The following is a 26,832-nucleotide window of genomic DNA, read 5'->3' as shown; positions in this document are numbered from 1 at the left end:
GCCGGGCTGCGCGCCTTACTTTAGCTTTCCTCGGATTTCAGCGAGCGTCGGTGAGCGAGCAACGCCATTAGCCGGCGATCGCGCCAACGGCTGCGAGCTTCGATTTCATCTTTAGAAAGGATTGCGCGGCGCTCGTCGTGGAGCTTCTTGATCGTCTCGGGGCCCCACGTAAAAGGCTGACGCTCCGAAGCAATGGTTTGATATGTGCCGCCGTAGCGATCTGCGTAGTCGGCAAGACCACCGGGTGCGTTCAGGTCAATGGTTTCGAAGGGGCCCATGAACGACCAACGCATAGCGAGTCCGTCGGACATCACCGTGTCAAGATCCGCCGCGCTAGCATAGCCTTGTTCATAGAGACTCATTGCTTCGTCGAGAACCGCGCCCTGGATGCGGTTCAGGAGAAATCCGGAAATCTCAAAATTCACGGTGACAGGCTTTTGGCCTGCACGCGCATAAATTTCGCGCGCTTTGGCAATGGACTCCGGCGATGTCCACGGCGCGCCAGACAACTCAACGAGCGGGACTAGCGAGGGCGGGTTGACCGGATGGCCAACGAGGCACCGTGCTTGCCCTTCAAGGCCTTCTGTGAACGAGGACGTGGGCAGCCCGGAGGTAGAGCTTGCCAGCAAAGTGTCCGGTCGCGTCAGTCGATCGAGGTCAGCGAACAAAGTTCGCTTTGCATCGGCCACTTCGCCGATGTTCTCCTGCACAAGAACAACATCTCGTACCGCTTCGGCGAGATCCGGGCACGCTTTGACGCGAGCGACAATTGTGTCAACGGGTTCGTCAATTAGCCCGTAGCCGTTCAAGTCCGCGACGCTGTCGCGGATTGCTGAGATAGCGCCGGCGAGCATTTCGCTGTTGGCATCGTGGACATTCACGTTAAATCCCGCGCGTGCGAACACAATTGCCCAGCCACGGCCAATTCGGCCAGAGCCAATAATTGCTACGGTTTCAGTCGGCATAACAATCTCCAGATATTCCTGATACATCCAATCAGTTCGTTGTGCCCAGTGTTGCGGGGAGAGGCGGGGCAGTCCGCCTCCGATGTCAGAAGTTGGTTTCGCTTGCGCCCTTGAGGGCGAGCATCTGGCGTGCTTCGGCGGGTGTCGCGATGTCGAGCGAGAGCCCTTCGATGATCTGGCGCATCTTCACCACCTGTGCCGCGCTCGACTCGGCGAGCTTGCCCGGCTCAATCCACAGCGAATCTTCCAGTCCGACCCGCACGTTTGAGCCTTGCGCGATGCCCAACGTGCCCATCGGGAACTGGTTGCGTCCGGCACCCAGAATCGACCACACGTAGTCGTTGCCAAAGAGGCGGTCCGCAGTACGCTTCATGTGCGCGAGGTCTTCGGCGTGTGCACCAATGCCACCGAGCAGGCCGAACACGCTCTGCACGAAGAACGGTCCCTTGACGAGACCCCGATCGACGAAGTGCGCGAGGTTGTAAAGGTGCGAGATGTCGTAGCACTCGAATTCGAAGCGCGTGCCGTTTGCAGCGCACGAAGTCAGGATGTATTCGATGTCGGAGAACGTGTTCCTGAACACCAGGTCGCGGCTGTTTTCCAGGTGCTGACGCTCCCAGTCGTGCCTGAACTCCTTGAAACGTCCGAGCATCGGATACAGGCCGAAGTTCATCGAGCCCATGTTCAGCGACGCAACCTCGGGCTTGAAATGGTGCGCGGGCTTCAGACGCTCCTCGACTGTCATATGAGGGCTGCCGCCGCTCGTGATGTTGATCACTGCATCGGTTTCCGCCTTGATACGGGGCAGGAATTCCTGAAACAGCGCGGGCTCCTGCGACGGACGACCGTCTTTGGGGTCACGCGCGTGCAGGTGCAGGATTGCCGCGCCCGCCTCTGCTGCGGCGAGTGCTGCATCGCCGATCTCCTGTGCCGTCACCGGCAGGTACGGTGACATCGACGGGGTATGGATCGCGCCAGTGGGCGCACACGTGATGATGACCTTGCGTTTCGTTGCCATTTAAACCTCTTGAGTTTCACGTTCTTGACTACATCAACGGTTTCCGGCTAGTTCTGCACGATGGAATCGCGCGGGGGAAGCGGGAATTGGCCGGGTGTTTCTTCGCCGACTACATTTGCGCCCCAATCATCCACGGCACGAATTCCTCGTTGCCGACGCCCAGAGCCTCGCTTTTGCTCTCCTTGCCGGACGCGACTTCAATTATCATCCTGAAGATTTCTTCTCCTTTTTGTTCGACCGTTGCCGTGCCGTCCATGATTTCGCCGCAGTTGATGTCCATGTCATCGACCATGCGCCTGTACATGCTGGTGTTTGTGGCGACTTTGATCGAGGGTGCGGGCTTGGCGCCAAAACAGGACCCACGTCCGGTAGTGAAGACCACGAGATTTGCCCCGCTGGCAATCTGGCCTGTCGCACCCATCGGGTCGTATCCGGGAGCGTCCATAAAGACGAGCCCTTTAACGTCTACTGGCTCGGCGTAGCGATAGACGCCCATAAGCGGGGACGAGCCGCTTTTTGCAACGGCACCCAGCGACTTTTCAAGGATTGTCGTCAGACCGCCGGCCTTGTTGCCGGGTGTCGGATTGTTGTCAATGCTGCCTTTCTCCCGGTCGGCGTACTGCTCCCACCAGTGGATTCGCTCCACAATCTTCTCACCGACTTCGGGACTGATCGCGCGTCGAGTCAATAGATGCTCGGCACCGTAGATTTCTGGAGTTTCGGTCAGGATGGCGGTCCCGCCATGCTTCACCAGAAGATCGACCGCTGCCCCCAAAGCGGGGTTTGCGGTAATTCCCGAGTAACCATCAGATCCGCCGCATTGAAGCGCGATGCTCAGGTGTGAGATCGGCAGAGGCTCGCGTACCGACTGGTTAGCGACGGGTAGCATTTTTTGTACGGCTGCAATTGCTGCGTCAACGGTCTTCTGAGTTCCGCCTTGCTCCTGCATGACGAGCGGCACCATGAGTGGGCCCGGCTGCATACCTTCAGCGATGAACATTGCCCCCATCTGGTTCGCTTCGCAGCCAAGTCCGATGATGAGAACTCCCGCAAAATTCGGATGCTTGGCATAGCCGCCAATGGTGCGGCGCAACTGTTGAATACCTTCGCCGTTGTGATCAATGCAACATCCAAAGCTGTGCGTTATCGGCACAATGCCGTCGACATTTGGGTAGGCCGCGAGAGCTCCGGGGGTTGAAAAATGCTGTGTGACCAGCTTCGTAACCGTTGCGGAGCAATTGACAGTGCTGATTACGCCAATGTAGTTACGTGTCGCAACCCGACCATCGGAACGACGGAATCCCTGGAAGGTAACCTGCGATGCTGCCGCTTCGGTAGGCTTTGCATCGGTGCCGAATGCATAGTCCCGGGCGAATTCGCCCATGGCCATGTTTTGAATATGAACATGATCGCCAGGTGCAATTTCCTTCGTAGCGAACCCGATGATTTGCCCGTATCGGCGCACGGCGCTACCCGGCTGAATATGACGCAAAGCGACTTTGTGAGCCGCAGGTATGTCGTCGCGAAGGACTAGTCCTCCCAGTTCCTCGATGACGGTGCCGGCGGTGAGTGCACTCCGGGCAATCGCAACATCGTCGTTGTCATTTAACGTGATGGTTAAGGAGGTCGAATTCATATCTCTGTCTCGGATATCGTGGGTGCGGTTAGCCTGATTTCGGGCGACACAACGCTTTAGCATTGATGCGTTGTGCGACGTGGTCTAGCGATCCGTCGTCGGGGAGAGACCCGATGCGGCATCAGCTGCGGGGTTGAGCGGTCCCTGTTCAGCCTCGAGGGGTTTTCGTTCAGAGCCATGGCGCAGTCGAACAGAACAGGCCGCGGCAATCAGGAGGGCGCCTGCCATGAGCAACAGTCCGTTCAACGCCTTCCCTGTGGTCTGCTCTACAATCCCCATCACAGTGGGGCCAACGAACCCGCCGAGGACGCCGCATGCGTTCAGCAGTCCCAGCCCTCCCGCCCGGGCGGTTCCGCTGAGGCGTGAGCTAGGGAAGCTAAAGAGCACGGACTGTACGCCGAAGAACATGAGCGCGGATACGCACATGGCGAGCAATCCCAATGCGGGCGGCGCATACACCGCGACCACGAGCCCGGAAGCCATAATAAGGAGGCCCACAATAAGCAGGCTCCGGCTTTGGGTGGACGTCTTGGCCAAACTTGGCAGTGTCGCCGCGCCAATTGAAGCGGCAAGCCACGGTGCGGCCGAGAGGACGCCAATAAGGAATGGCGAGAAGTGCCCCGAGGCTCCGATGATGCCGGGCAAGAAAAAGATGACGGCGTAGATGGTGATCTGATGGCAGAAGTACACGAAGATTGCAAGCCAGATCTGGCCATCGCGCAGGCAGTCTTTGAATGCGTGTGCCGAGTGCTGCTCACGTTGGTAAAGGCGAAGTTCAAGATCACGGGCGTCTTCTTTCGACAGCCAGGGCGCGGCACTCGGCCGATCCGGAAGCTTTCTCCAAACGACAAACGCAAGGAGAATGGCGGGCAGGCCTTCCAGGAAGAAAAGCCATTGCCACCCGTGCAAGCCGAAGACACCATCAAGTTCAAGCAGGGCCCCGCCGATTGGCCCCCCAATGACGTTGGCGATGCAGACACCCAGCAGGAAATAGCCGGTTGCACGCGCGCAATCCTTACGGTCGAACCAATAGGTCAGGTACAGGATGACGCCTGGGAACAGGCCGGCTTCGGCCGCACCGAGCAGAAGGCGCAACAGGTAGAACGAGGTTGGCCCCTGCACGAAAGCCATCGCGGAGGACAGCGCACCCCAGGTGATCATGATGCGCGTGATCCAGAAACGGGCGCCGACGCGGTGCAACAGCAGATTGCTGGGTATTTCCAGCGAAGCATATGAGAGAAAAAACAGGCCGGCGCCCAGACCATAAGTGGCCGCTGAAAGCCCGAGATCAATGCTCATGGAATGTTTCGCCAGTGCAATATTCGTGCGATCAAGGAAGCTGATCGTGTACACAAGGATGAGCAGCGGCATCAGTTTCCAGAAGATTCGCCGATTTAGCGACGAAGTATCTGCAGGTGCGACGGCTGGCGAACCGGCGTTGTCAGATTGCATGCATGTCTCCAATTTCGGTTTGTGTTGGCGACCACCGGGCATTGCAACGAACCATCGCCCTAATATCAACCACGATCCCTCAGCGAACGCGGGTTGGCCGGCTCGTCGAATTTGATGAGTGATGTGTGATCACAAGCGCAGGTTATGCGAGCGTTTTGCCTGCGTCAAGGTAAGGAATGGTGAGGTATACCCGTGTTGCGGACGGGTCGCGCGGCGAGTTGCACGAAACGGAGTTGTGAGTATCATGATCACAAATCACTTTCGCTTTTCTCGGAGGCAACCATGGCCGCCCCTCGTTTCGGGTCACAGGACTTACCAGCGCTTGAGCTCGTCTCGCGCGCGACAATGGCCGAACGCGTGTATTCGCAGCTGCGCGAGGCAATCATGACGGGGCGGTTCGCGCCGGGTCAGACGCTGACGCTCCGCGGCGTCGCGGAGGCGGTTGGTTCTTCGACGATGCCCGTCCGTGGAGCACTGACCCGTTTGCAGGCGGAAGGCGCGCTCGTTGACGGGCCGGGCCGTGGGTTGATGGTGCCCCCAATGACGCTCGAGATTCTGGACGAACTTCGCGATGGGAGAATCGCTCTCGAGGGGTGTATCGCGATGCGGGCGGCGACCCGCATGACCAAAGCTGATCTCACCGCCTTGCAGCGGGTGTTCGACCGGATGGAGGCTCGGGCCAAGGCGGGCGATGTAGCAGGCTACCTTCGCGGGAACTTCGAGTTCCACCAGGCAATTTATTCGCACGGGTGTAGCGAAGTGATGATGGGAATCATCCAGAATCTGTGGATGCGGATTGGACCGTTCCTGAATCTGGTCGCGCCGGACCTCGCCCACATTGCGCATTCCATGGAGGCACACCGACAGATTCTCGATGCCTTGAGGCGAGGCGACAGGGAGGCCGCAAGAGCTGGAATCGAGCGCGATCTTGGCGACGCTGCGGACGACGTTAAGGCGCGATTGTTAGCCAGAGAAGCTGAAGTGTCGGCGCAAGCGGAAACGGCGTAAGACAACATTGGCTATCGCGGCATGTCAGTGTCCTTTGCGCATTTCACCGCAACAAACAAGGTCTGCGGCAGCGTTGACTACCGCACGGCTGGCCGGCTGCCAATGTAGACCACGACCATAGAAGTCAAATAGGGGATGACCAACGTTCGCGCTTATGCTTTCCCGCACTTATGCGCGCATCTTGGCTTGACCCCAAATATAGTCGTCGCGCTATGCCCTCTTAAGAGGGCGTCTTAGTAGAAACTACCTAGCGTTTATCCCAATCAGAAAGCTGTTGACTCGTCAATACAGGGGATACAAACTCTACACAACATGTGATCACAAGTCACAAATCTCAAAGACAGGATCTGTCTACTTGCCGATAGTGAACTTCGACCGAAGAGCGGTTTCTTCAACTTGACTGAGCCGCAAGAGGTGATCACGCATCACGCCGTCGCCCTCATCGTGACGAACTGACGGCGTCCGGCGTGCAGCATGACCTCAAGGGTCGCCTGGTTTGAGGGCTACGTACGCCTGGGATTGAGTACCGAAGTCAAACGATAACGGAGACAAACATGACAGTTCTACGGATGTTGACGCCCCATGCCGGCTTGCGCGTGCTCGTAACTGGTGGAGCGTCAGGCATTGGGCTCGTAATCGCACGCGCGTTTGTCGATGCCGGTTCCCGCGTTCATGTCTGCGATGCGAGCCAGGAGGCTATCGATGCGCTAGTTGAGGCCGAGAATAACGGGGAATCAAACACAATCACGGCGACGTTCGCCGACGTATCGGACGTAACTGCAGTCGAACGTGTCTTCACTGATGTACAGAACAAACTCGGTGGCCTCGATGTTCTGGTCAACAACGCCGGTATTGCAGGTCCCACGGGCGGTATCGACGATCTCGAGATGGACGAGTGGAAGCAAACCGTCGACGTGAACCTCAACGCGCAATTCTATTTCGCCCGCCGCGCGGTGCCGCTCCTGCGCGGTGCGCCCAACGGCGGTGCCATCATCGCTCTGTCTTCGGTTGCCGGGCGCTTGGGCTACGCCTATAGAACACCGTACTCCGCCACAAAGTGGGCGGTTGTTGGGTTAACAAAAAGCCTTGCTATCGAACTCGGGCCCGTCGGCATCCGTGTGAACGCGATTCAGCCTGGCATTGTTAAAGGACCCCGAATCGAGCGAGTAATTGAGGCGCGTGCGCGACAACTCGGGATCTCATATGAACAGATGGAGAAACAGTATCTCGAGAAGATTTCACTGCGCCGGATGACGACTCCTGAGGAGGTTGCCGCTACCGCGCTGTTCCTTTGTTCGCCAGGCGGCAGCGGTATTTCAGGGCAGGCGATTTCGGTTTGCGGAAATGTCGAAGTACTTTGAGCCCGATTTAGACGCAGCGATTGCAAGAGGTTTAAATGGCAACGAAACGCAAGGTCATCATCACGTGTGCGCCCACTGGCGCGATCCATACCCCGTCGATGTCACCGTACCTGCCGGTGACGGCACAGGAGATCGGCGATGCAGCACTCGCCGCAGCAAAGGCGGGCGCGGCAATCCTGCACCTGCACGCGCGTGACCCCAAAGACGGTCGTCCGTCGCAGGAGCCCGCGCTGTTTCAGGAATTCCTGCCCCGTATCAAGGCGGAAACCGATGCAGTGATCAACATCACGAGCGGCGGCAGCCCTCATATGACAGTCGAGGAGCGTCTGAAGCCCGCGCACCATTTCAAGCCCGAGGTTGCGTCGCTGAACATGGGCTCGATGAACTTCGGCCTGTATCCGATGCTCGGACGTTTCAAGGAGTTCAGGCACGACTGGGAGCGTCAGCACCTGGAAAACAGCCGCGACCTGGTGTTCAGGAACACGTTCTCCGACATCGAATACATCCTGACGTCGTGCGCTGCAAACGGCACGCGCTTCGAATTCGAGTGCTACGACATCTCGCACCTTTACAACCTCGCGCACTTCGTCGATCGGGGCCTCGTCGAGGGACCGTTCTTCGTGCAGAGCGTGTTCGGCCTGCTCGGTGGCATTGGTGCACACGCCGAAGACCTCGCGCACATGAAGCGTACTGCGGACCGCCTCTTTGGCAACGACTACGTGTGGTCGATTCTGGGTGCCGGACGCAACCAGTTCCCGATGGGCACGCTGGGCATCGCGCAAGGCTCAAACGTGCGGGTCGGACTGGAAGACTCGCTGTGGATCGAGCCGGGCAAGCTCGCCGAGTCGAGCGCGGCACAGGTGGTGAAGATGCGCCAGATCATCGAAGGGCTCTCGCTCGACATCGCGACACCTGCCGAAGCACGCAGGATGCTCGCCCTCAAAGGCGCAAGCGAAACCAACTTCTGACATCGGAGGCGGCCTTGAACACCCTGAAGGTTGTCGCGATGCCGACGGGCTGGCTCACCGTCGATCGCTCCTCGCAGATCTATGGCCGCTACTTTGGCCAACAGATAAAGGTCCCCGTCTGGTCAACGGCGATCGTGGGAGCTGCGAAGAAGATCATCGTTGATACGGGTATTCATGATCCTGGCTGGGTGTCCAATTTCGTCTGTCCATGTGAGCAGGCTCCCGAAGAGCGGCTCGAACGCGCGCTGAAAGAATACGTAGGCTGGAGCGCGGACGATGTCGATGTTGTCATAAACACGCATCTGCACTACGACCACTCCGGTGGCAATACGCTCTTTCGAAATGCGCGCTTCGTCATTCAGGCGACCGAGTGGGAGTACGCGGGTAGGCCTCTGCCAACACAGGCCACGTACTACCAGGAATTTCTGATTGGCCGCGAGCCACTTGCATATTTTCGCTGGCACTTCGTGAACGGTATAGCCGACATCGTTCCCGGAGTGCGTGTCGTGCCAACACCGGGCCATACCCCTGGTCATCAGTCGGTCGCGGTCAATACCAAAGATGGCGTCGTGATGATTGCCGGCGACTGCGCTAACTGCGTGGAGAACATCGTCGATCTCGCCCCTGTCGGCATCGTTCACGAGACCTTCGCCGAACTGCAATCTCTCAAGCGCATCCGGCAGATCGCGGACTTCGTTATACCCGGGCATGACCCTAACGTGGTGCCTGGAAGCGCCGGCATCGAATTACCCGCAAGTGCTCGACTGCCACATATTGAAAGCTAGAAACCCAACCAGAAGCAGGATAGGAGGAAGACATGAAAGCATTGAAGAACACAATACGTCACGCGGGTCGCCTTGTGCTTGGCACCGCGGTTCTTGGGACGCTGACCCTGTCGGGCAACGCGTCGGCGGCCGACAAGTACAAGGTTTTTTTGTCGATGAGCTATGTCGGCAACGACTGGCAAACCGAGGCGGCGAACATGGTTAAGGCGATGGCCGCGACGCCTTCGCTAAGGGACAAAGTTGACCTCGAGGTTCAGGTCGCCGGCACCGACGCTCAAAAGCAGATCCAGCAGATCAATTCGATGGTCCAGGCGGGGGCCAAAGCGATCGTGGTGTACCCGATCTCCCCGACTGCCTTAAACCGCGCTATCAAGAACGCCTGCTCGAAAGGTGTCGTCGTAGTCGCCTACGACGCGGAAGTGACCGAGCCCTGCGCACACAGTGTGACTATAGACCAGAAGCAGGCGGGCACAGTGACGGCGGAATGGCTGGCCAAGACTATCAACGGCAAAGGTAACATCGTGTTGGTAAACGGTGTGCCTGGGACATCAGTGGACCGCGCGCGCACTGAGGCCGCGAAGGAAGTGTTTGCGAAGTACCCGGGCATCAAGACCGTTGCAGAAGGCACGGGCATGTGGAGCCAGGCAACGGCCAAGACAGAACTGTCCAAGATCCTCGCTACCAACAGCTGGGACAAGATCGACGGGCTTTGGATGCAGGTGGGCTGCTTTACGGCAGCGTCCATGCAGCTCGAAGCCGGCGTCGCCGACGACAAGATCAAGCCGTGCGCGGGTGAATCGTCGAACGGCCATCGCGTACAGATGTTGCCCCCGGGAACCGTAAAAGGCGAAGGCACGTACCGCTCGATCGGCTACCGCTCGATCTCTTACGGATCGCCGCCGTACTCAGGCGCGCTTGCACTGAAGCTGGCTGTAGGCAAGCTCGAAGGCAAGGATTTTCCCGCTCACGTGACGCTCAAGTTGCCGCTCGTTACAACCGCCGATTCGAAGCTGTGCAAGACCGGATCCATCGATGAACTCAAGGGCGGCTGCTCGGCGTTCATGCCAGACAAGGTGCCACCAGGCTGGTTCGCGGACATCTTCTCTGACGAGACGCGCGAGGTCGGCTTCAACGCGGCGCTTAGCGGCAAGGGCGAGTGACTCGCGGTTAAAGGAGAAATGCAATGACGAGCGAAAGGGCAATCGATCTGTCGAATGTCACGAAGCGGTTCGGCGCGACCGTCGCACTCGACAAAGCGTCCTTCCATGTGAAGCGCGGTGCTGTTCACGCGCTTCTTGGCGAGAACGGCGCGGGTAAGTCGACCACAGTAAAGCTGCTGTCGGGACTTATGCGGCCGGATGCAGGCAGCATCTCCGTGATGGGACAGGAGGTGACGATGCACGGACCGAAGGACGCCCATCGCGCAGGTGTGCAAACTGCGTTTCAGGAGATGACGCTTGTGCGTGACCTGACGGTCGCGCAGAACCTGCTGATGTCATACGAACCGACCGACTGGACCGGGCGCATCAAGCGCCGGGAGTCTCAACGGCTCGTCTCCGAATGGCTCGAGCGCCTGGAACTGAATGATGTGCGCCCGAGCGCATACATCCGCGATCTCGCCTTGCCTGTTCGTCAGAAGATCGAAATTGCGAAGGCGATCGTGCGGGGGCCTCAAGTGCTCCTGCTTGACGAGCCTACCTCTGCGCTCTCGGGCCGCGACGTCGCGTGGCTTTCGCGACGTATCGACGAGATGAAGGCAAAGGGCGTGACGTTCGTATTCATCTCGCACCGCATGCAGGAAGTGCGTGAGTTCTGCGATAGCCTGACGGTGTATCGCAACGGCAAAGACGTCGGAGCGTTCGATACTCATGACATCTCCGACGACGAAGTGATACGCCTTGTGATTGGACGTTCGTTGGAGGCCAAATATCCGCCGAAGGTGCCGGCGCCCGTGCGTAGTCCGATCCCGGCGATCGAGGCGCGCGGCATCAAGGTAGATGGCCTCGTTACTGATTTCAACCTGACGCTAAAAGCAGGCGAAGTGCGTGGCATCGCGGCGTTGCAGGGAATGGGCCAGCGCGAGTTGTTCGAGGCGCTCTTTGGCGCTGAATTCATAGACGAAGGGCAGATTCTGATAGATGGCAAACCGGTGACGCTGACCTCGACCGCGGACTCTTTAAGGGCTGGCGTCGCCACCGCATTTCTACCAGAAGACCGCAAAACGGAAGGACTCTTTCTGCGCCTTCCGGGCGGAACGAACGTCTCGCTTCCTGTCATCAAGCGTTTCACACGTTTTGGACTGATCGACCGTAAGCGCGAACAGGCCGCGATCAAACGCTCGCTCGCGGAGATGGAGGTGAATCCGAGGGCACTATACAAGGCGTGCCTTTCTTTCTCCGGTGGCAACCAGCAGAAGATCGCGATGGCGAAGTGGCTCCTCACGCAAAGCCGTGTATGGCTGATGTTTGATCCGACACGCGGTATCGACGTTGGCACCAAGCACCAGATCTTTGTACTTATGCGCGCGTTTGCTGCGGCGGGCGGCTCGGTGTTGTTCTATTCCACCGATGTTCCCGAGCTGGTTAATGTCTGTGACCGCGTCTCGGTGATGTATCGCGGGCGCAATGTCGCCGAGCTCGAAGGCGACGCGCTGACCGAAGAAGAGGTCATGCGCAAGATGCTGGCGAGCTGAAGTCTGAATCAAACGCATCAACCAATTAGAGGTTCCTATGAACAACGCAATTGCTTCGCCCGACAGCGAAATTGTCCGTCCCGGCGTCCGGTTAGGGTTTGGGGCAAGGGTGGATCACTACCGGGGATTGATCATCGCCGTCGGCGCTCTGCTCGCGATGCTCATCGCGTGGATGTCGCTTTCTGCAACACCCGTCGGTCTTTATGACGTTGGGTCGGTCATTTCGAGCAGCACGACGCTGGCGCTGGCGGCGATCGGCCAGACAATCGTAGTGCTTTCCGGCGGATTTGACCTATCAGCGTCGGCGGTCATTTCGCTCTCTAACGTACTGGCCGTGCGCTTCGTGCAAGGCACACCTATCGAGCAATGGGGCGGCGTCGCTCTCATTCTTGCGATCGGCGGTGGCATCGGCCTGGTCAACGGCGCTTTGATCGCGTGGTTCCGGCTGCAATCGATTGTGGTTACGCTTGCCACCATGTTTATGGTGCAGGGACTCACGCTGCTCATTCAGGATAAGCCCGGCGGCACCATCGGTGACCAGTTCGGTGGTTTCATCACGTCGGATTTGATTGCAGACAAAATCCCGATGTCGGCGGCTGTGCTCGTGTTCGCGCTTCTCGTATGGTCCTTTTTGAAGCGTACACGCTTTGGCGTTGGCCTTTACGCGCTTGGCAGTGATCCGGACGGCGCATATGCGAACGGCATGCCGCTTACTAAATACCGAATCGCTACGTATGCGCTCGCGGGCATGTTCTACGCCGCTGCGGGGCTTTACGTTTCAGCGCAGACCGGATCAGCCGATCCGCTCGTCGGACGGCCACTGCTGCTGTCGATGTTCACGGCAGTGGTCCTCGGCGGCACCTGGCTTGGTGGTGGGCGCGGCGGGTGTGTTGGTACGGTCTTTGCCGCGATGACGCTGATGATTACCGTCAATATCTTGCTGGTGCTGAACGTGTCGGCGTTCTTCACCACGATTGCTGAAGCCGCGATTCTGATTCTGGCCGTGCTGGGCTCGTCGATCGGGAAGGATTCCGCTGCGCATCATTGCACACGATACGCTTTGCAATGGATGAAAGCTGTGCGAACCGGCACCCGTGTAAAAGATGATGGTGACGCGCGGCGCGTGAAATTCGAGGTGACGAACTTCCAGCCGGTCGAAAACAAGGAGCTGAGGGGGCGTTTGATTAGCGACTGGATTGAGCGCAATCGCGAATGGGTCAAATACGTCGTACCGGCATATGCGCTCTTCGTTGTAGTGATTGCAATTACCGGCATTGTCTATGGTCCTTCGGTGCTGGCGAGTGCCAATTTCTATAGCAGTCTACTGACCCTCACGCTGTTCCTTGGGATCCTCGGTCTCGGTCAGGGTGCCGTGATTCTGACAGGAGGACTTGACCTGTCGATGCCGTGGTTGATCACGCTGTCGGGCGTACTGCTCACCGGCCTCACGTTCGGCTCGAATGGTGCGGCCGCCTGGGCCGTGCCCCTTGTACTTGGCGTTGGGCTGCTGGTCGGCCTCTTTAACGGCATTGGTGTCGTCGTGCTCGGATTACCGCCGATTGTCGTCACGCTTGCCGCGAACGGTTTGCTGCAAGGACTTACGCTGATCTACTGCAACGGTTCGCCGCAAGGATGGGCACCTTCCGCAATCAGCGAATTCACAAACGGCCACTTCGGGCCGCTGTCTCTCGCTGCCTGGAGCGTGCCGCTCTTTCTTGCGGTGGCGTTGTTGCTGTTGCATCGAACGCCGTTCGGTCGGCGCGTCTACGCGGTCGGCAACTCGCAGATCGCGGCGAAGCTTGCCGGTGTACGGGTTGGCGCAACGCTGATAGCGGTGTACTGCCTCTCGGGCCTGTGTTCTGCGATCGTTGGGGTGTTGCTGGCCGGCTTCAGCAGTCAGGCATTTCTTGGAATGGGAGATCCCTATCTGCTTCCGTCTATCGCGGTCGTGGTCGTGGGCGGTGCGCTAATTACGGGCGGGCGAGGGCATTACCTCGGTGTGTTCGGCGGGGCGCTGCTGCTCACGGCGCTTGGCACGCTGCTCGCGGGAACGACCGTGCCGCCGGCAGTACGCGACATCATTAACGGCATGGTCGTTCTGGCCGCGGTTATCACGTTGCGCGACAAAAAAGCGTGACATTGACAGAGTGCTTCCGAAGCGTGGCAAGCCTCGCGCGCCGTGCTGACGCATTGGTAACGCTGTGAACTAGTTGAGACAGGTGGACGCGAGCGATGTCGGCTTGACACGTTGCCCCTGGCTCTGGATGAAGTACCGCAGGAATGCATAACCGTTGATGAACGACACACGGAGACAATGATGATTGAAACTCGCTTACTGGTCGATGCCAATAATCATCTCGGCGAGGGCCCACTTTGGGACGTGAGGGAAGAGCGGCTGTACTGGATTGATAGTACGGCGGCGGAGATCTACCGCTGTCGGGCAGATGGCAGCGAAGTCGAGCGATTTTTCGTGCCGCACCATATCGGCTCGATGGCGCTGCGTGAGCAGGGAGGCGCAGTGGTTGCGCTCGCGAACGGCCTGAACTTCTACGATTTCGAGAAGCAAACTGTCCAACTCATCGCTGACCCGGAAAGTGATGATCCCGAGACGCGCTTTAACGACGGAAAGGTCGATCGGAAAGGCCGTTTCATTGCGGGAACGATGGCGTACGACTTCGATCGCTATGAGGCTGACCGCGGTCAACGTTCCACGCGAAGCGGCGCCCTTTATCGGCTCGACACAAATGGCAAAGTCACGCGACTCGATGGCGGCATTAGCTGCTCAAACGGACCGTGCTGGAGTCCGGATAACCGGACACTCTATTTCACCGATACTTACGACAGGCAGATGTATGCGTACGACTACGACATCGAGACGGGCGCGGTGTCGAACCGGCGCGTCTTTGCTTCAGCGCGCGATATGGCCGGCACTTTCGACGGTGCAACGGTCGACTCTGAAGGCTTTATCTGGTCGGCGCTCGTGTTCGGTGGCCGTATCCTGCGTTACGCGCCGGATGGAACGCTCGATCGAATAGTGCCGGTGCCGGTGCGTAATCTGACGAGCGTCATGTTTGGCGGTCCCGATCTTGACACCCTGTATGTCACGTCGATGGGACGGCCGATGTGGGGCATTCCGCAAAAGGAGCGCGAGAAAGGTGGACTCTTCGCCATTACCGGGCTTGGCGTAAGGGGTCTCCCGGAGCCGCGCTTCGCCGGGTAAAACCACCTGCCGTGGGATGGTGTTCATAGCCTGACCATCATTCCATATGTCATAGGGCAGCGGTACGTTCTTGACAGGTCGGCACCTGAGGCGTGTCTATCGTTTCTGAATCACGAACCCGCGGGGCGGTTCGGCCTGCCAGCACGAGCAGTGCAGAAGAAAAAGGGCGTGGGCACTTCGAACCATTGATGGCGGTGCTATTTCTTGGGCCACAGACCCAGTCCGATTCAAGCGCCCCTGGACCAATGATTCCGTAGCCGAGGGCTCTTGCGGTTTCCGCAAACCGGCGGCCGCAATCGTGGACGCATCGCCGACCTTCCGAACTGACCATTTGTCGCGAGCAGTTTGCGATGGTGGTTGCCATGTGCAACGAAGTCTGGAGAACCGAGTGAGTAAAAAAAGCGATATTCAACAGGAGCCGGAGGTCGGCTTCGAGATAGTCAATCGAGTAGGTATCGTCACTCTCAACCGGCCGCGAGCGCTGAACGCGCTTTCGCATGAAATGATTGTGCGACTGACGCAGGTATTCGAATTTTGCCGCAAAGAAGACGCTGTAGCAGCCATCGTTCTCCGCGGTGCCGGTGAAAAGGCCTTTTGCGCGGGGGGCGACGTCCGCGCGATCTACGATTCCGTTCCGAGCGAAGCTGTGACCGAATCGACGTGGCTTCAGTTTTTCATTGATGAATACCGCCTGGACTACGCGATCCATCATTTTGAGAAGCCGGTGATTGCGTTCATGGACGGAATCGTGATGGGAGGCGGCATGGGACTCGCCCAAGGCGCGGCACTCCGTGTCGTTACCGAACGGACCCGAATGGCGATGCCTGAAACGCGCATCGGGATGCTGCCCGACGTCGGGGCGACATATTTTATGGGTAAGATGCCGCTAGATGTCGAGCTCTACGCTGGTCTCACCGGTACAACGCTCTCTGGCGCGGACGCCGTCGCTTACGAGCTCGCAGACATTTGTGTGCCATCGGCTTGGCTTCGCGACTTCATGTCACGACTTGAGGCACTGAGCTGGGGTCCGTCTGAGAGCGCGATCGAGTCACTGCGCCGCGCGTTTGCGGCACCCACCGCTGTAGCGGCGGATTCGCCGCTTGAGGTACACCGCGCGCAGATCAGACAACACTTCGGCACGACGGGCGGGATCCAGTCTATCGTCGATAGCTTGCGGAAGGACACGTTGACGGACTGGTCGACAGAGACGCTTGCTGCACTTACAGGTCACTCCCCATGCATGCTTGAAGTAACGTGTCGGGCGCTTCTCCGGGGGCGCGGATTGACGCTTGCCGAATGTTTTCGGATGGAACTGGGAGTTGTGTTTCGAACAATAAGTGAAGGCGATTTTCTTGAAGGTGTCCGCGCTCTAATGGTCGACAAAGACAAGCAGCCCCGCTGGAATCCGGCTACGCTTGCCGAAGTGGACGGTGGACTTGTCCAGCATTTCCTGACGTCGCCGTGGCGGGGCGGTCTGCACCCTCTGGCAGACCTTGGCACATTATGAACATCGATGCGGACAAACGCATTTTGTGAACCCGAGACGGACGGAGTCTCCAGTTTTTCTGGAGGGGCCGGTTCCTGTGCGCTTGCATCGCGCGGTCCTTCCCCCTGCGCGTACCGAACGCGGCAGGCGCAGGGCTCGGTGCTCAGTGCTAGTCAAGCCGCCGTACTTCCTACCTCAATGTGCCGGGGCAAGCCAGTGATGCCGCCGGCGGCATGCAACAGAGGTGCGGCGACATCATGTTGTGAATTTCAGAAACTGGCTGCCCCGATAAGTGCCATTCGGGCATCTGGGTCCGCGAACCCGGGCGTAAAACGAAGGAAAGTTGTCACTGGACTGTGCTCGCGGGGGCGACGGTTTAGCAATTGAATTGACAACATTGCTTCGTTAACTGGCGAAGTAAAGTCGTCACTCCGCGTTGGCGCGAATTAAAATTGTCAACTCACGTTCGTCCTAGACCATGAAATCCTCCGGCAGGTGGTACACATGGTGGACGTTTTGCGAAGCTTCGAGCCACTCACACTGCCGCGTCCTCGCGGCGCGCACCGTTATGACGTCTTCAGTCCGAAACTGGGGCGACGTCTGACCCTATACAGGCGGAGCGCTTTCGAAGCATGGCTGATGCTCGAAGCGGATCCTGCGGCAAAGACATTGGGTGAACGGCCTGGCTTCATGGCAGTCGACGGGCAACGCTGCGTCGTCGATTTCTGGGCAAAGTTTAATGACCATGAATGCCTGGTAGTACTATCGGAAGTAACACCGGAGACGGACCGCCCGCGGAGTCGTCTTGACCTCGACCCGGAAACCTTCGTCGTGCGGCACATTGATGCAACCGAAAGGGCAGCTGCGCGTGTCTGGACCGGTAACTGGCAGCGCGTGCTGCCCGTACTTGTAGCCGCTCGGGGCCTCGTCAAGCCTTCGATGCTCGGCGAGATCGAGCGGTTTGTCGCGTCGCCCCAATCGCTGATGACCATAGAGCGGGAATTCTCCACGGGCGATCCATCACTCGTCCGGGCGGCCGTTTTCGAACTGCTGCATCGCGGTCGCATCCAGGCGCTGGAGTTACACACTGAAAGCCTGACGTTTCTGACGCGCTTCGTTGCGATACAGGCCACATCATGAGCCGCCGCAGACCCGAATTTCAGACGCTGGATCTCGCCTCGTGGCCGACAATCGCCTGGACAGAACTCGACGCCGCCGGGCGCAGTCGCGTCCAGAGGCATATCGACGCCATTGAGCGTTATGCCAAAGATGAGCCTGTCGGCAGTATTGAGGCCGCAACTGGAGTCAACCGCAGACAGCTCTACCGGCTTCTCGACAGGGCGCTCTCGCTGCATGCCGACGGGCGGATATACGGCTTTCGTGCGCTTGTCGTTCATGCCCGCGTGACGGAATATACTCGCCTGCTGCCCGTTACCTTGCATAGCGAAAGGGGCGGTGCTGTCGGTGCGCTTTCGCTGCTGTTCGAGCGGTATCCGCGACTCGCTGCGTGGCTCGTGCTGCAGATCAGACAGCGCCGCGTGACCCTCAAGCAAATACCTTCGAACGACGGCATCCGGATCCGGCTGCACGGTTTGCGGGCCTTGCACGAAAGATTTTTGCAGGAGTGCCGGCAACTGGGCTTGACGGTCGCCGATTATCCGTTCAATACCGCGGGGCGCGCGATACGGTCGCTGTCGTCGCGGGTGAAGGCAGAGCCTTTGCGCGGCTTTAACATGGTAGCGAGTGCTGCCGGTGCCTCGCACCTGAAGGGACTACCCCGTGTGGACGATGTACCCGCTCTCGCGGCGACGCGGCCGTATCAGGTCGTCGAATTGGATGGTCACCGGCTTGATGTGCGGCTGAAGGTTGTCATTCGTGATCCGCTCGGATTCGAGCACGAGTTTGAAATCGAGCGGGTGTGGCTGCTAGTGATCATCGACGTATGCACGCGCGTGGTGCTCGGTCATCACCTGGCACTGACCCGCGAATACAGTCGTTACGATGTGATCAAAACGATCGAGAACGCGCTCGAACCCCGGCCAGTGCACGCCTTCACCATCCCCGGACTTGCCTGCAAGCCGCAGGATGGTTTCGCGTCACAGCGCCTACCCGAACTTGCCTACGTCAGCTGGGAGTGCATCCGACTCGACAATGCGAAGGCGAACCTCGCTGGTGAAACACTGGCTGCACTCTGCGAGTTCGTTGGCTGCGTCGTCAGTGCAGGACCGAAGCACAGTCCGGACGAGCGCACGTATGTCGAGCGCTTCTTTGGCACAATCGCCAGCAGGCTGTCCTCACGCCTCCCAGGCTACACGGGCTCCCATCCTCGTGACCTGCGCCGCGCGGTGGCCGACCCGAAAGGTAATCTCCGCCTGTATGTGTCGCTCGATGAGCTCGACGAATTGATCACTTATTCGGTTGCAAGCTATCACGGCACGCCCCACGGCGGGCTGAATGGCGCGACGCCGCTCGAAGCGATGGAGTTCTTTGTTCGTGGAAGGGGGCAACTGCTGGCCTGGTTGCCCGAGGTGCGCCGACGTACGTTATGCCTAATGCAATCGGCGCGGCACTGCCGGGTGCGCGGCTATCTTGCGCTCGGTGTCCGTCCTCACATTAACCTGTTCGGCGTGCGCTATACCAACGTGGTCCTTGCCAGCAGCGCCCAGCTGATTGGCCAATCGCTCCGCGTCTACATCAATGCTGACGATCTGCCTGCGTACGTGCGTTCCTCGCTGATGGCAGCGAGGTCGGTGTCCTTGATGCGCGAGGTGCGTGGCGTGTGATGCCGCACAACCTGACCTTGCGCAGGGAAATACTGAAGGCTAGAAGCAGCAGGGGCTCGGGCCACGTGCCGGCTGAAAATCCGATTGACGCCTACGTACGGACCAAGGTCGCGGCAGCAAGCAGGTCTCGTAGGGCGGCCTCAGATGCAGCGCGGACGCTGCGCCTTCTCACAAACGCACGAACGGCCAGAACACCGCCAGGCCCGGGAGCACCAGACGCATTTCCAGAGACGCCGCCAGCGAAAGCAGCGGAGGGGACCGACGTGGTCGCCGATACAGCACCTGTCGAGCTGGTTCGTCCGCGCACGCTTGGTATCGGGACGGGGCAGGTCTTCTAACAGGTGGTTCTGACAGGTGGTACTCACAGGAGGGAGGCATGTCACTCCAGGTCTCGCGCCCAGTCGATCCGTCGCTGCACCCGCTCGTCACCGGAAACTACCGCATTGCCACACCGGCTATCGAATCATTCTTCGAACTCGTAGTGAGCTGTCTTCGCTACCGTGTGACGGGCGCGCTCATTTACGGTGCTCCGAGGATCGGCAAGACGCGTTCGATAGAATACGTGCGCCTGCTGCTTGCCAGGGTGCCGCGCGTCAAACAAGATGAGAGCAGCGCGTCAATCAGGATGAGAGTACTGGTGTTGCGGCAGCGGTGGAGGGCGTAGCCCGGAACCGCTGCCGCAACGCCGCGCCGAGGAGTCCGCCCCGCTGCCGGGGTGCCTTGTCGGTGGTCGCAGTAAATCGGGTATGAACAGCTCTTCCATGTAGCGAAGGGAGGCTGAGTTGCCCGGCCGACACATCAACGACCATCAGATGAGGCTCTACATGAAGTACAGACTCAAGGAAGGACCAGCTCAAGCGGCTGCGCGCGCCGGGCTCAGCACCGCCACGGGTTATCGCGTCGATCAGGACCGGCGACTGCCATCGCAGAAGAAGGCGCCACGTGCGCGTCGGCGTCCCGATCCCCTGGCGGCCATCTTTGACACCGAGATCGTGCCGCTGCTCCAGTCCGCTCCCGGCATCCGGCCGATAGCCGTACTGGACGAGATGCTTCGGCGCCATCCCGAACTTCCGGGCAACGTACGCCGCACATTGGAGCGCCGTATTCGCGACTGGCGCGCACTCCATGGCGAGGAGCATGACGTTATGTTCCGTCAGGTACACGAACCGGTCGTCTCGGGTTGTCCGACTTCACCGAGATGGACAGCTTGGGCATCACCGTGGCGGGTGTCACGCTTGACCACCGCCTTTATCACTTCCGGCTAGCCTGCTCGGGCTTTGAGCACGCTCACGTCATTCTCGGCGGCGAGAGCTATGTCGCGCTGGCTGAAGGGCTGCAGAACGCCATCTGGGCACTCGGGGGCGCGCCGCGCGAGCACCGCAGCGACAGCCTGTCGGCGGCGTTCCGCAATCTCGATGCCGACGCGTGCAAGGATCTGACCACGCGTTACGATGCGCTCTGCGCCCACTACGGCATGCAGCCCACACGCAACAACCGTGGCGTTGCCCACGAGAACGGCTCCATCGAGAGCCCTCATGGCCACCTCAAGAGCGCAGTGCGTGATGCGTTGCTTCTGCGCGGCAGTCACGACTTCGACAATCTCGGTTCTTATCGCCGCTTCATCGACGAGATCGTCGGTCGAATCAACGCGCGTAATGGCAAACGCATTGAACTCGAGCGGGCACTGCTTCAGCCGCTTCCGGTCCAGCGTACGTGCGACTACGAGGAAACGCGCGTGTACGTCACGACCACCTGCGGCTTCGTCCTGCGCAAGGTGTTCTATACCGTCCCGTCACGGTTGATCGGCCATCATCTGCGCGTACGGCTGTACGACGACCGGCTGGAACTGTTTTTGGGCGGCACGGCCCTGATGACACTGCAGCGCGGCCGCGCGGGTCCCAATGGCAAGCACGGCCACGTCATCAATTACCGGCACGTCATTCACGCGCTGCGCCGAAAGCCCATGGCGCTGCTCAATCTGGTCTACCGCGATCAAATCTTTCCGCGCGAGGCGTATCGACTGACCTTCGAACGCCTGCTTGAGCAACTGCCGCAGCGCCAGGCATGCAGGACCATGGTTGAACTGCTCAGCTTGGCCCACGAGCACAACTGCGAAGCGCAACTGGCCCAGGAGCTGCAGCAGTGCCTGGACGATGAACAGTTACCCGACCTGGACGCACTGTGTTTGCGTTTGGAAGCGAAGCGCAGGAACAGCATGCCGGAGGTGAACGTCCAGCTCGCGCCGCTGAGCGACTATGAAGCCCTGCTTGACGATATGGCAACGGAGGTGACGGCATGAGTCTCGACATCGACGCCACCCGCCTGTCGCTGCTGCTCAACGATTTGCGGCTGCCCGCCATCAAGCATATCTGGTCCAGCTTTGCCGAGCGCTCCGACACGGAAGGCTGGCCGGCAGCGCGCCTGCTGATGGCGCTGGTCGAACACGAGATCGCCGAGCGCGATCGACGCCGAGTCGAACGTCACCTCAGGGACGCGAAGCTGCTACCGGGCAAGACACTGGAGAACTTCGATTTCGACGCGGTGCCAATGGTGTCGCGCGCGCACGTCTCGGCGCTTTGCGCGGGCGACGGCTGGTTGCGTAACGGCACCAACCTGATTCTTCTAGGGCCGAGCGGAGGGGGCAAATCGCACTTGTCGTCAGCGATCGGACTAAGCCTGCTGGAGAAGGGCTGGAAGGTCTTCTTCGGTCGCACTACCGACCTCGTGCAACGGTTGCAGGTCGCGCGCCGCGAGCTCGCGCTGGAGTCCGCCATCAACCGGCTGGATCGCTTCGACCTGGTCATCCTGGACGATTTCGCCTATGTCAGCAAAGATCAGGCAGAGACGTCGGTGCTGTTCGAACTCATCAGCGCCAGGTATGAGCGCCGTTCCCTTTGCATAACGGCCAACCAGCCGTTTGGCGAATGGGACAAGGTTTTCCCCGACCGGGCCATGACGGTGGCCGCCGTCGACCGGCTGGTCCACCACTCGACCATCCTTGAGCTGAACGTCGAAAGCTACCGTCGCCGTACTGCCTTGCAGCGCAAGCAGCAGGGGCCAGGGCGCCCGGCCAGTAGAGCGACACCAAAGAACGTTGGGGTGCCACCGACACAGGAGGGTCAACACGGCATCGACCTCACCGAATGACCGAATGATCCGCTGTTCTCATCCTGATTGACGCGCGGCTCGCAGGCAAAGCTAGCCGGCGTCAATCAACCCGGCAACACCTTCCACGCCACCACATTCTCATCCTGATTGTCGCGCAGCCAGAATAACTGCGGCGTCACCATTACACAGCAATCCTCATTGACTGGCGCTTCAGCTTGATTGTCGCGCGACACCCACACGCCCGCGTCAATCAACGCCGCGCGTCAATCAATAAACGCTTGCCAGCGTCAATCAACATCGGCATCATCGTTTCTGCCGCCATTCTCAACTTGATTGTCGCGCGTCTCTCATCCGGATTGTCGCGCCACACCAGGGAATATCCCAAAGTGACGAGCTATCACGCGCGGTGCGAGCACAAGCCGCGGCACGCAGAAGGGCCGTTCTTTTCAAACCTGCTGGAAGCTGTTGGCGATCATGATCCGAACGCGGGCACCAACCGCGCGAAACGCATGCGACTGTCGTTGCGGATCCGGGAAGCGGCTGCGCGCGCTGGCAGCGGGACGGTTCTGCTCTTTTGCGATGAGGCTCAGCGCTACAACGAAAACGAATATGAGTGGCTGAGGGATGTTCACGATGCACTCGACCGCCAGCAGATCAAGCTGTTCACGTTCCTCGTTGGTCAGCAGGAGTTGCTCGCTCAGAAGAGCGCGCTGCAGATCGCCGGGAAGACGCAGATCGTCGCGCGCGTGATGGTCGAAGAACTCGCTTTCCATGGTATCCGCAACGCCGAAGATGTTGCCACGTGTCTGAACGGGTACGACCAGACAGCTTATCCCGAGGGCACGCAATGGAGCTTCACGAGGTATTACCTGCCACAGTCGTTCGAGGCTGGTTATCGACTTGTCAGCGATGCGGCCGTAATGTGGGATGCTTTCGAGGTCGCGCATCACAAGGCGACCCTGCCTGGCCGTCTCGAAATCCCGATGGAATCGTTCGCGCGGGCCGTCGAGATCGTGCTCAAGGATAGCGAACTCAGGGATGCTCCGGGGTATTGTCCGGACGCCTCGTTATGGGCCCACGCTGTGCGGCACTCCGGCTATGTTCAGTCGCGCCATGCAACCGGTCGCGTGCTTGTCCACGCGTAAAGAGGCGCCCGCGCTGATTGTCCCGCGCTTCCCGATACTCAGCCTCGATGAACGACGGCTGACCCCGGCACTGGGCTTCATATTCGATGCGCGGTGGCTGTTGCCGGGCGAGTCGATCGTATCGATCCTGTGGAAGTTCGCGCGTGCGAACGGACTTCCTGGGCACGCGCTGGTGCGGCTGATGGGCGCTGACATCGACCCGTACGAAGGCGTTGAGCCAATGCGCGATGCCGTCGATGTGAAGCATCTGAGGCGCACGCTGCTATTGCCTGGCAAGGTATTGCGCGCTTCACTCCTTGATGCCGGCCGGAGGGGAAGGCATCACCCGGTTTTCCGGTATTGCAGGCAATGCGTATTACTCGGTCATCACAGCGTGACGTACCAGATGTTCAGCGAAAACCGTTGTCCCGCTCACCAACGAAAGCTCGAGACGCAATGCCATCGTTGCGGGCGGGAAACACCCTACATCCTCAACGCGAGACTGGTGGGATCGCCGTATCGCTGTGCGCAAGGTTCTGTCGCGATAACAATTCCAAGGCGAGGAAATTCTGATATAGAGGACTACTTATACCGCCAACGAATAGAATTGCCCGGCAGGAGTTTGTCGGGCACCGTTGTCTTTCATCTGCCCCTTGGCAATCATGTGCGCCACCTCGATGCCACCGAGCAGGATGCGGGCGCACCTGAAATTCTTGAACCCGAGCATGGGTCGGGTGCGCCGCTTGATCGCGCGGTGATCCTGCTCGATGATGTTGTTCAAGTACTTCGTCTGGCGGATCTTAATGGGCGTTTCGCGCTCGACGTTGATGGATTCCAGTGCAGCCAGATTGGCGCCACTTTTGTCGATCGTCACCGTCTCGGGTTCGCCATTCTGAGCAATCGATTTTTCGAAATACTGTCGCGCCGCAGCCTTGTCCCGATGGGCACGCAACAGAAAATCGATGGTGTTGCCGGCCTTGTCGACGGCGCGATACAGGTATTTCCATTGGCCTTTGACCTTAATGTAGGTCTCATCGACGCGCCAGCTCTTACCGACGGCGCGTTTGTGGCGGCGAAACGCTTTCTCCAGCGCGGGCAACAGCTTGAGGGCCCAGCGATGCACAGTCGAATGATCGACCGAAACGTCACGCTCAGCCATCATTTCTTCGAGGTGCCGCAGGCTCAGCGGATAGGCCACGTACCAGCGCACGCAAGTCAGTATCACCTCGAGCGGATAATGCAGGCGTTTGAGCACTCGGGCCACGGCCGGATTTAGCGTCTTCATCAAGGGTTCAGTCGTTCATGTCGTTCCGTACATCATAGCGGACCGCCTTACTGCGACAGAACCCTGATTGGACCGCTTATCCGATTCGAGTTGAAAAAATCAACATGAGCACTCAGAAGCCTGAAGTGATGGTTCTGGGACTCTTCGAGGATGGCAAAGACGGCGGGTTTCAAGGAATCGTACAGATTTACTGCGATCAACCGGTCACTTCCTTCGTTGCGACTGGCTTTAGCGGCGAGCGAGAGTTCAATGAGGTCTCGTTAAAAGACATGATGAAGAGCGAAGTGTTTCCACGCAAACTCGTTAGCAATATCTTTGCTTTATTTTGCAAAGACTCCTCGCTGAATGCGGTTGAACTCAACATGAGTCGCTATTGACGGCCGTTTTTAGGGCGCCTAACCCCGTTGTGCATTCGTTTGCGAACGGCCGCCTTGGAGCGGCGCCGACGTCCCCTCGGGTCGGATACGGAAGTTCGGCGTGGGCCGAGGCCGCTGATGCACCCGTGGAGCTTGGTCTTCCGGGCTCGGCCATAACCGGCCGTTCGACACCGGTGGCTAGATTGGTGACAATCTGACAGTGCGAAGCCGATGGGATAGCTTCACGAATAGCGCGCCTAGATCGGCAGTCTCTCGATTGCGACGGTTGCCTATGCTGGTGGCCTAAAAAGCCAGCTAAGATCATCAAGCGCTAGCCTGTCACATGCAGAATGCTCGCTGCGGCGTCGACAATGATTGAAATTGCCGTTCCTTCAGTCGGTGCCAAGGGACGTGTCAGTGTGGCGTGGTGCGGCCGCCGGCGTCGGACGCTGTTCCGCGCCAAGCTGTCGGTCGACGGCGATGCCAGAAGTCCACCGACAATCTATAGTGGCAACCGTCTGTCTCGGGGCCTCCATGCCTGGCCGCGCTCGAAGCAGAGTCGTTATCGCAACCTCCCTATCAGGCGGAAGACATATGCGGACGCTTCTTGCGGTTGTGGTCCTCTGTTCGTTCGTGGCGCTCTCGCATGCCGCAGGAATCAAATTTCTGACTATTCCCGGCGATGGCTCGGCCCCAGCCCTGAAGGCCATTGTGTGGACACCCTGCACCGATTCGGCAGAGGATTTGACGGTCGGTCCGTACGTCTTGCGAGGGCGTCGAGACTGTCCTACCGCTGGGCACATGTTACCTCTCGTCGTTGTCTCTCACGGGCACGGCGGATCGTACCTGGGGCATCACGACCTTGCCGAGTTCCTGGCGGATGCTGGCTTCGTTGTGGCGGCGATTAACCATCCAGGCGATACGTTCTCTGACATGAGCCGTGCAGCCGAAATATCCGAGTTCGTTGAGCGGCCTACGGACATCAAACGCCTCGTCGATTTTATGCTCGACGATGCTCCAGACGCGGCGAAAATCGACGCTACCAGGATAGGGTTCTTCGGCTTTTCGCGCGGCGGCTATACCGGGCTTGTCTTAGCCGGCGGCAGCCCTGACTTCGCCAATGCAAACGTGCCCTGCACGGACCCGAACCTTCCGATCTGTCATGAGATCAAGCTTGAACGGACGCCCATGACCCTAGTGCGCGACGACCGCATTAAAGCCTATGTGCTGGCAGATCCACTTAACGAGTTTCCGCGAGCACGCGAGCTTGAAAATGTGACAGCGCCCATTCAGCTCTGGGCCTCGCAATTTGGAGGCGACGGAGTGCTGCCCGGGACCATCCCGGCGCTTGCCGATGCACTTCCCAAACGGCCAGAGTTCCATTTTGTCCCGCAAGCAGGACACTTCGCTTTTCTCGCCCCGTGCTCCATCCAATTGAAGCAGATCGCGCCTGAAGTGTGTGTCGATGCCACCGGGTTTGACAGGTCCGCCTTCCATGCCCACTTCGACCAAATGACGCTCCAGTTCTTCAAAGCGAATCTTCGGTGATCGCTTTATCAGAAGGGCCGGACAGGGTGACTGACTG

Annotated in this window: 20 protein-coding genes and 2 pseudogenes; 17 read left to right on the top strand and 5 right to left on the bottom strand. The window is 59.2% G+C overall.

Going from position 1 to position 26,832, the window contains the following annotated elements; all coding sequences use genetic code 11:
- Positions 1-20: 20 nt before the first annotated feature.
- From BCA01S_RS32935 to BCA01S_RS36135, 4 genes are all read right to left on the bottom strand, one after another.
- Positions 21-965 carry a 3-hydroxyacyl-CoA dehydrogenase gene (locus tag BCA01S_RS32935; RefSeq protein ID WP_027780513.1) on the bottom strand — a complete coding sequence of 315 codons (945 nt, stop codon included), beginning with the start codon at positions 963-965 and terminating at the stop codon, positions 21-23.
- Positions 966-1,050: 85 nt separating this feature from the next.
- Positions 1,051-1,983 carry a 3,5-dioxohexanoate:acetyl-CoA acetone transferase gene (kce, locus tag BCA01S_RS32930; protein WP_027780512.1) on the bottom strand — a complete coding sequence of 311 codons (933 nt, stop codon included), beginning with the start codon at positions 1,981-1,983 and terminating at the stop codon, positions 1,051-1,053.
- A gap of 109 nt (positions 1,984-2,092) precedes the next feature.
- Positions 2,093-3,619: a UxaA family hydrolase gene (locus tag BCA01S_RS32925; RefSeq protein WP_027780511.1), complete on the bottom strand. Its 1,527-nt coding sequence runs from the start codon at positions 3,617-3,619 to the stop codon at positions 2,093-2,095.
- A gap of 84 nt (positions 3,620-3,703) precedes the next feature.
- Complete coding sequence (locus BCA01S_RS36135; protein ID WP_042320314.1) at positions 3,704-5,071, bottom strand: MFS transporter; 1,368 nt, start codon at positions 5,069-5,071, stop codon at positions 3,704-3,706.
- 282 nt (positions 5,072-5,353) lie between these two features.
- Here BCA01S_RS36135 and BCA01S_RS32915 point away from each other — a divergent pair, with 282 nt between their 5' ends.
- The 15 genes and pseudogenes from BCA01S_RS32915 to BCA01S_RS36725 all read left to right on the top strand — a co-directional run bounded on the left by BCA01S_RS32915 (position 5,354) and on the right by BCA01S_RS36725 (position 23,627).
- Complete coding sequence (locus BCA01S_RS32915; RefSeq protein WP_027780510.1) at positions 5,354-6,079, top strand: GntR family transcriptional regulator; 726 nt, start codon at positions 5,354-5,356, stop codon at positions 6,077-6,079.
- Between the two features lie 554 nt (positions 6,080-6,633).
- A complete protein-coding gene (locus tag BCA01S_RS32910; protein WP_027780509.1) occupies positions 6,634-7,440 on the top strand; it encodes an SDR family oxidoreductase in 807 nt (268 codons plus the stop codon).
- Between the two features lie 35 nt (positions 7,441-7,475).
- Complete coding sequence (gene kce, locus BCA01S_RS32905) at positions 7,476-8,408, top strand: 3,5-dioxohexanoate:acetyl-CoA acetone transferase (RefSeq protein WP_027780508.1); 933 nt, start codon at positions 7,476-7,478, stop codon at positions 8,406-8,408.
- A 38-nt stretch (positions 8,409-8,446) separates the two neighbouring features.
- Complete coding sequence (locus BCA01S_RS32900) at positions 8,447-9,193, top strand: N-acyl homoserine lactonase family protein (protein WP_042320319.1); 747 nt, start codon at positions 8,447-8,449, stop codon at positions 9,191-9,193.
- A 74-nt stretch (positions 9,194-9,267) separates the two neighbouring features.
- The gene (locus BCA01S_RS32895; protein WP_244146110.1) at positions 9,268-10,353 is read left to right on the top strand and encodes a sugar ABC transporter substrate-binding protein; all 1,086 of its coding nucleotides are present in this window, start codon (positions 9,268-9,270) and stop codon (positions 10,351-10,353) included.
- A gap of 23 nt (positions 10,354-10,376) precedes the next feature.
- On the top strand, positions 10,377-11,885 hold the full coding sequence (locus BCA01S_RS32890; protein WP_027780505.1) for a sugar ABC transporter ATP-binding protein: 1,509 nt from the start codon (positions 10,377-10,379) through the stop codon (positions 11,883-11,885).
- 37 nt (positions 11,886-11,922) lie between these two features.
- Positions 11,923-14,022 carry an ABC transporter permease subunit gene (locus BCA01S_RS32885; protein ID WP_027780504.1) on the top strand — a complete coding sequence of 700 codons (2,100 nt, stop codon included), beginning with the start codon at positions 11,923-11,925 and terminating at the stop codon, positions 14,020-14,022.
- 180 nt (positions 14,023-14,202) lie between these two features.
- Entirely contained in the window at positions 14,203-15,105 is a 903-nt protein-coding gene (locus BCA01S_RS32880) for an SMP-30/gluconolactonase/LRE family protein (protein ID WP_042320311.1), read from the top strand.
- A gap of 388 nt (positions 15,106-15,493) precedes the next feature.
- Complete coding sequence (locus BCA01S_RS32875; protein WP_027780502.1) at positions 15,494-16,612, top strand: enoyl-CoA hydratase/isomerase family protein; 1,119 nt, start codon at positions 15,494-15,496, stop codon at positions 16,610-16,612.
- A 483-nt stretch (positions 16,613-17,095) separates the two neighbouring features.
- Entirely contained in the window at positions 17,096-17,731 is a 636-nt protein-coding gene (locus tag BCA01S_RS32870) for a hypothetical protein (protein ID WP_027780501.1), read from the top strand.
- The gene (locus BCA01S_RS36130; RefSeq protein WP_341807764.1) at positions 17,728-19,374 is read left to right on the top strand and encodes a TnsB C-terminal domain-containing protein; all 1,647 of its coding nucleotides are present in this window, start codon (positions 17,728-17,730) and stop codon (positions 19,372-19,374) included. The genes BCA01S_RS32870 and BCA01S_RS36130 overlap by 4 nt, the downstream gene beginning before the upstream one ends.
- Positions 19,375-19,750: 376 nt before the next feature.
- Positions 19,751-19,957, top strand: a pseudogene (locus BCA01S_RS32860) (ATP-binding protein); the annotation flags it as partial.
- 199 nt (positions 19,958-20,156) lie between these two features.
- Positions 20,157-21,673: pseudogene (gene istA / locus BCA01S_RS36125) on the top strand (IS21 family transposase).
- Positions 21,670-22,521, top strand: coding sequence for an IS21-like element helper ATPase IstB (gene istB, locus BCA01S_RS32850; protein ID WP_027780499.1), 852 nt, complete (start codon positions 21,670-21,672; stop codon positions 22,519-22,521). The pseudogene istA and the gene istB overlap by 4 nt, the downstream one beginning before the upstream one ends.
- 281 nt (positions 22,522-22,802) lie before the next feature.
- Positions 22,803-23,627 (top strand): AAA family ATPase, encoded by an 825-nt coding sequence (locus tag BCA01S_RS36725; RefSeq protein WP_062860197.1) that lies wholly within the window; start codon positions 22,803-22,805, stop codon positions 23,625-23,627.
- A 565-nt stretch (positions 23,628-24,192) separates the two neighbouring features.
- Here the strand turns inward: BCA01S_RS36725 and BCA01S_RS32840 are convergent.
- A complete protein-coding gene (locus BCA01S_RS32840) occupies positions 24,193-24,891 on the bottom strand; it encodes an IS6 family transposase (protein WP_027780498.1) in 699 nt (232 codons plus the stop codon).
- A 104-nt stretch (positions 24,892-24,995) separates the two neighbouring features.
- Here BCA01S_RS32840 and BCA01S_RS32835 point away from each other — a divergent pair, with 104 nt between their 5' ends.
- Positions 24,996-25,268: a hypothetical protein gene (locus tag BCA01S_RS32835; protein ID WP_027780497.1), complete on the top strand. Its 273-nt coding sequence runs from the start codon at positions 24,996-24,998 to the stop codon at positions 25,266-25,268.
- 573 nt (positions 25,269-25,841) lie between these two features.
- Positions 25,842-26,795, top strand: a complete 954-nt coding sequence (locus BCA01S_RS32830) for an alpha/beta hydrolase family protein (RefSeq protein ID WP_027780496.1) — start codon at positions 25,842-25,844, stop codon at positions 26,793-26,795.
- Positions 26,796-26,832: the final 37 nt, after the last annotated feature.

The organism is Paraburkholderia caledonica NBRC 102488 (assembly GCF_000685095.1).
In the GTDB taxonomy this organism is placed as follows: domain Bacteria; phylum Pseudomonadota; class Gammaproteobacteria; order Burkholderiales; family Burkholderiaceae; genus Paraburkholderia; species Paraburkholderia caledonica.
This window is presented reverse-complemented; position numbering and strand designations above follow the sequence as displayed.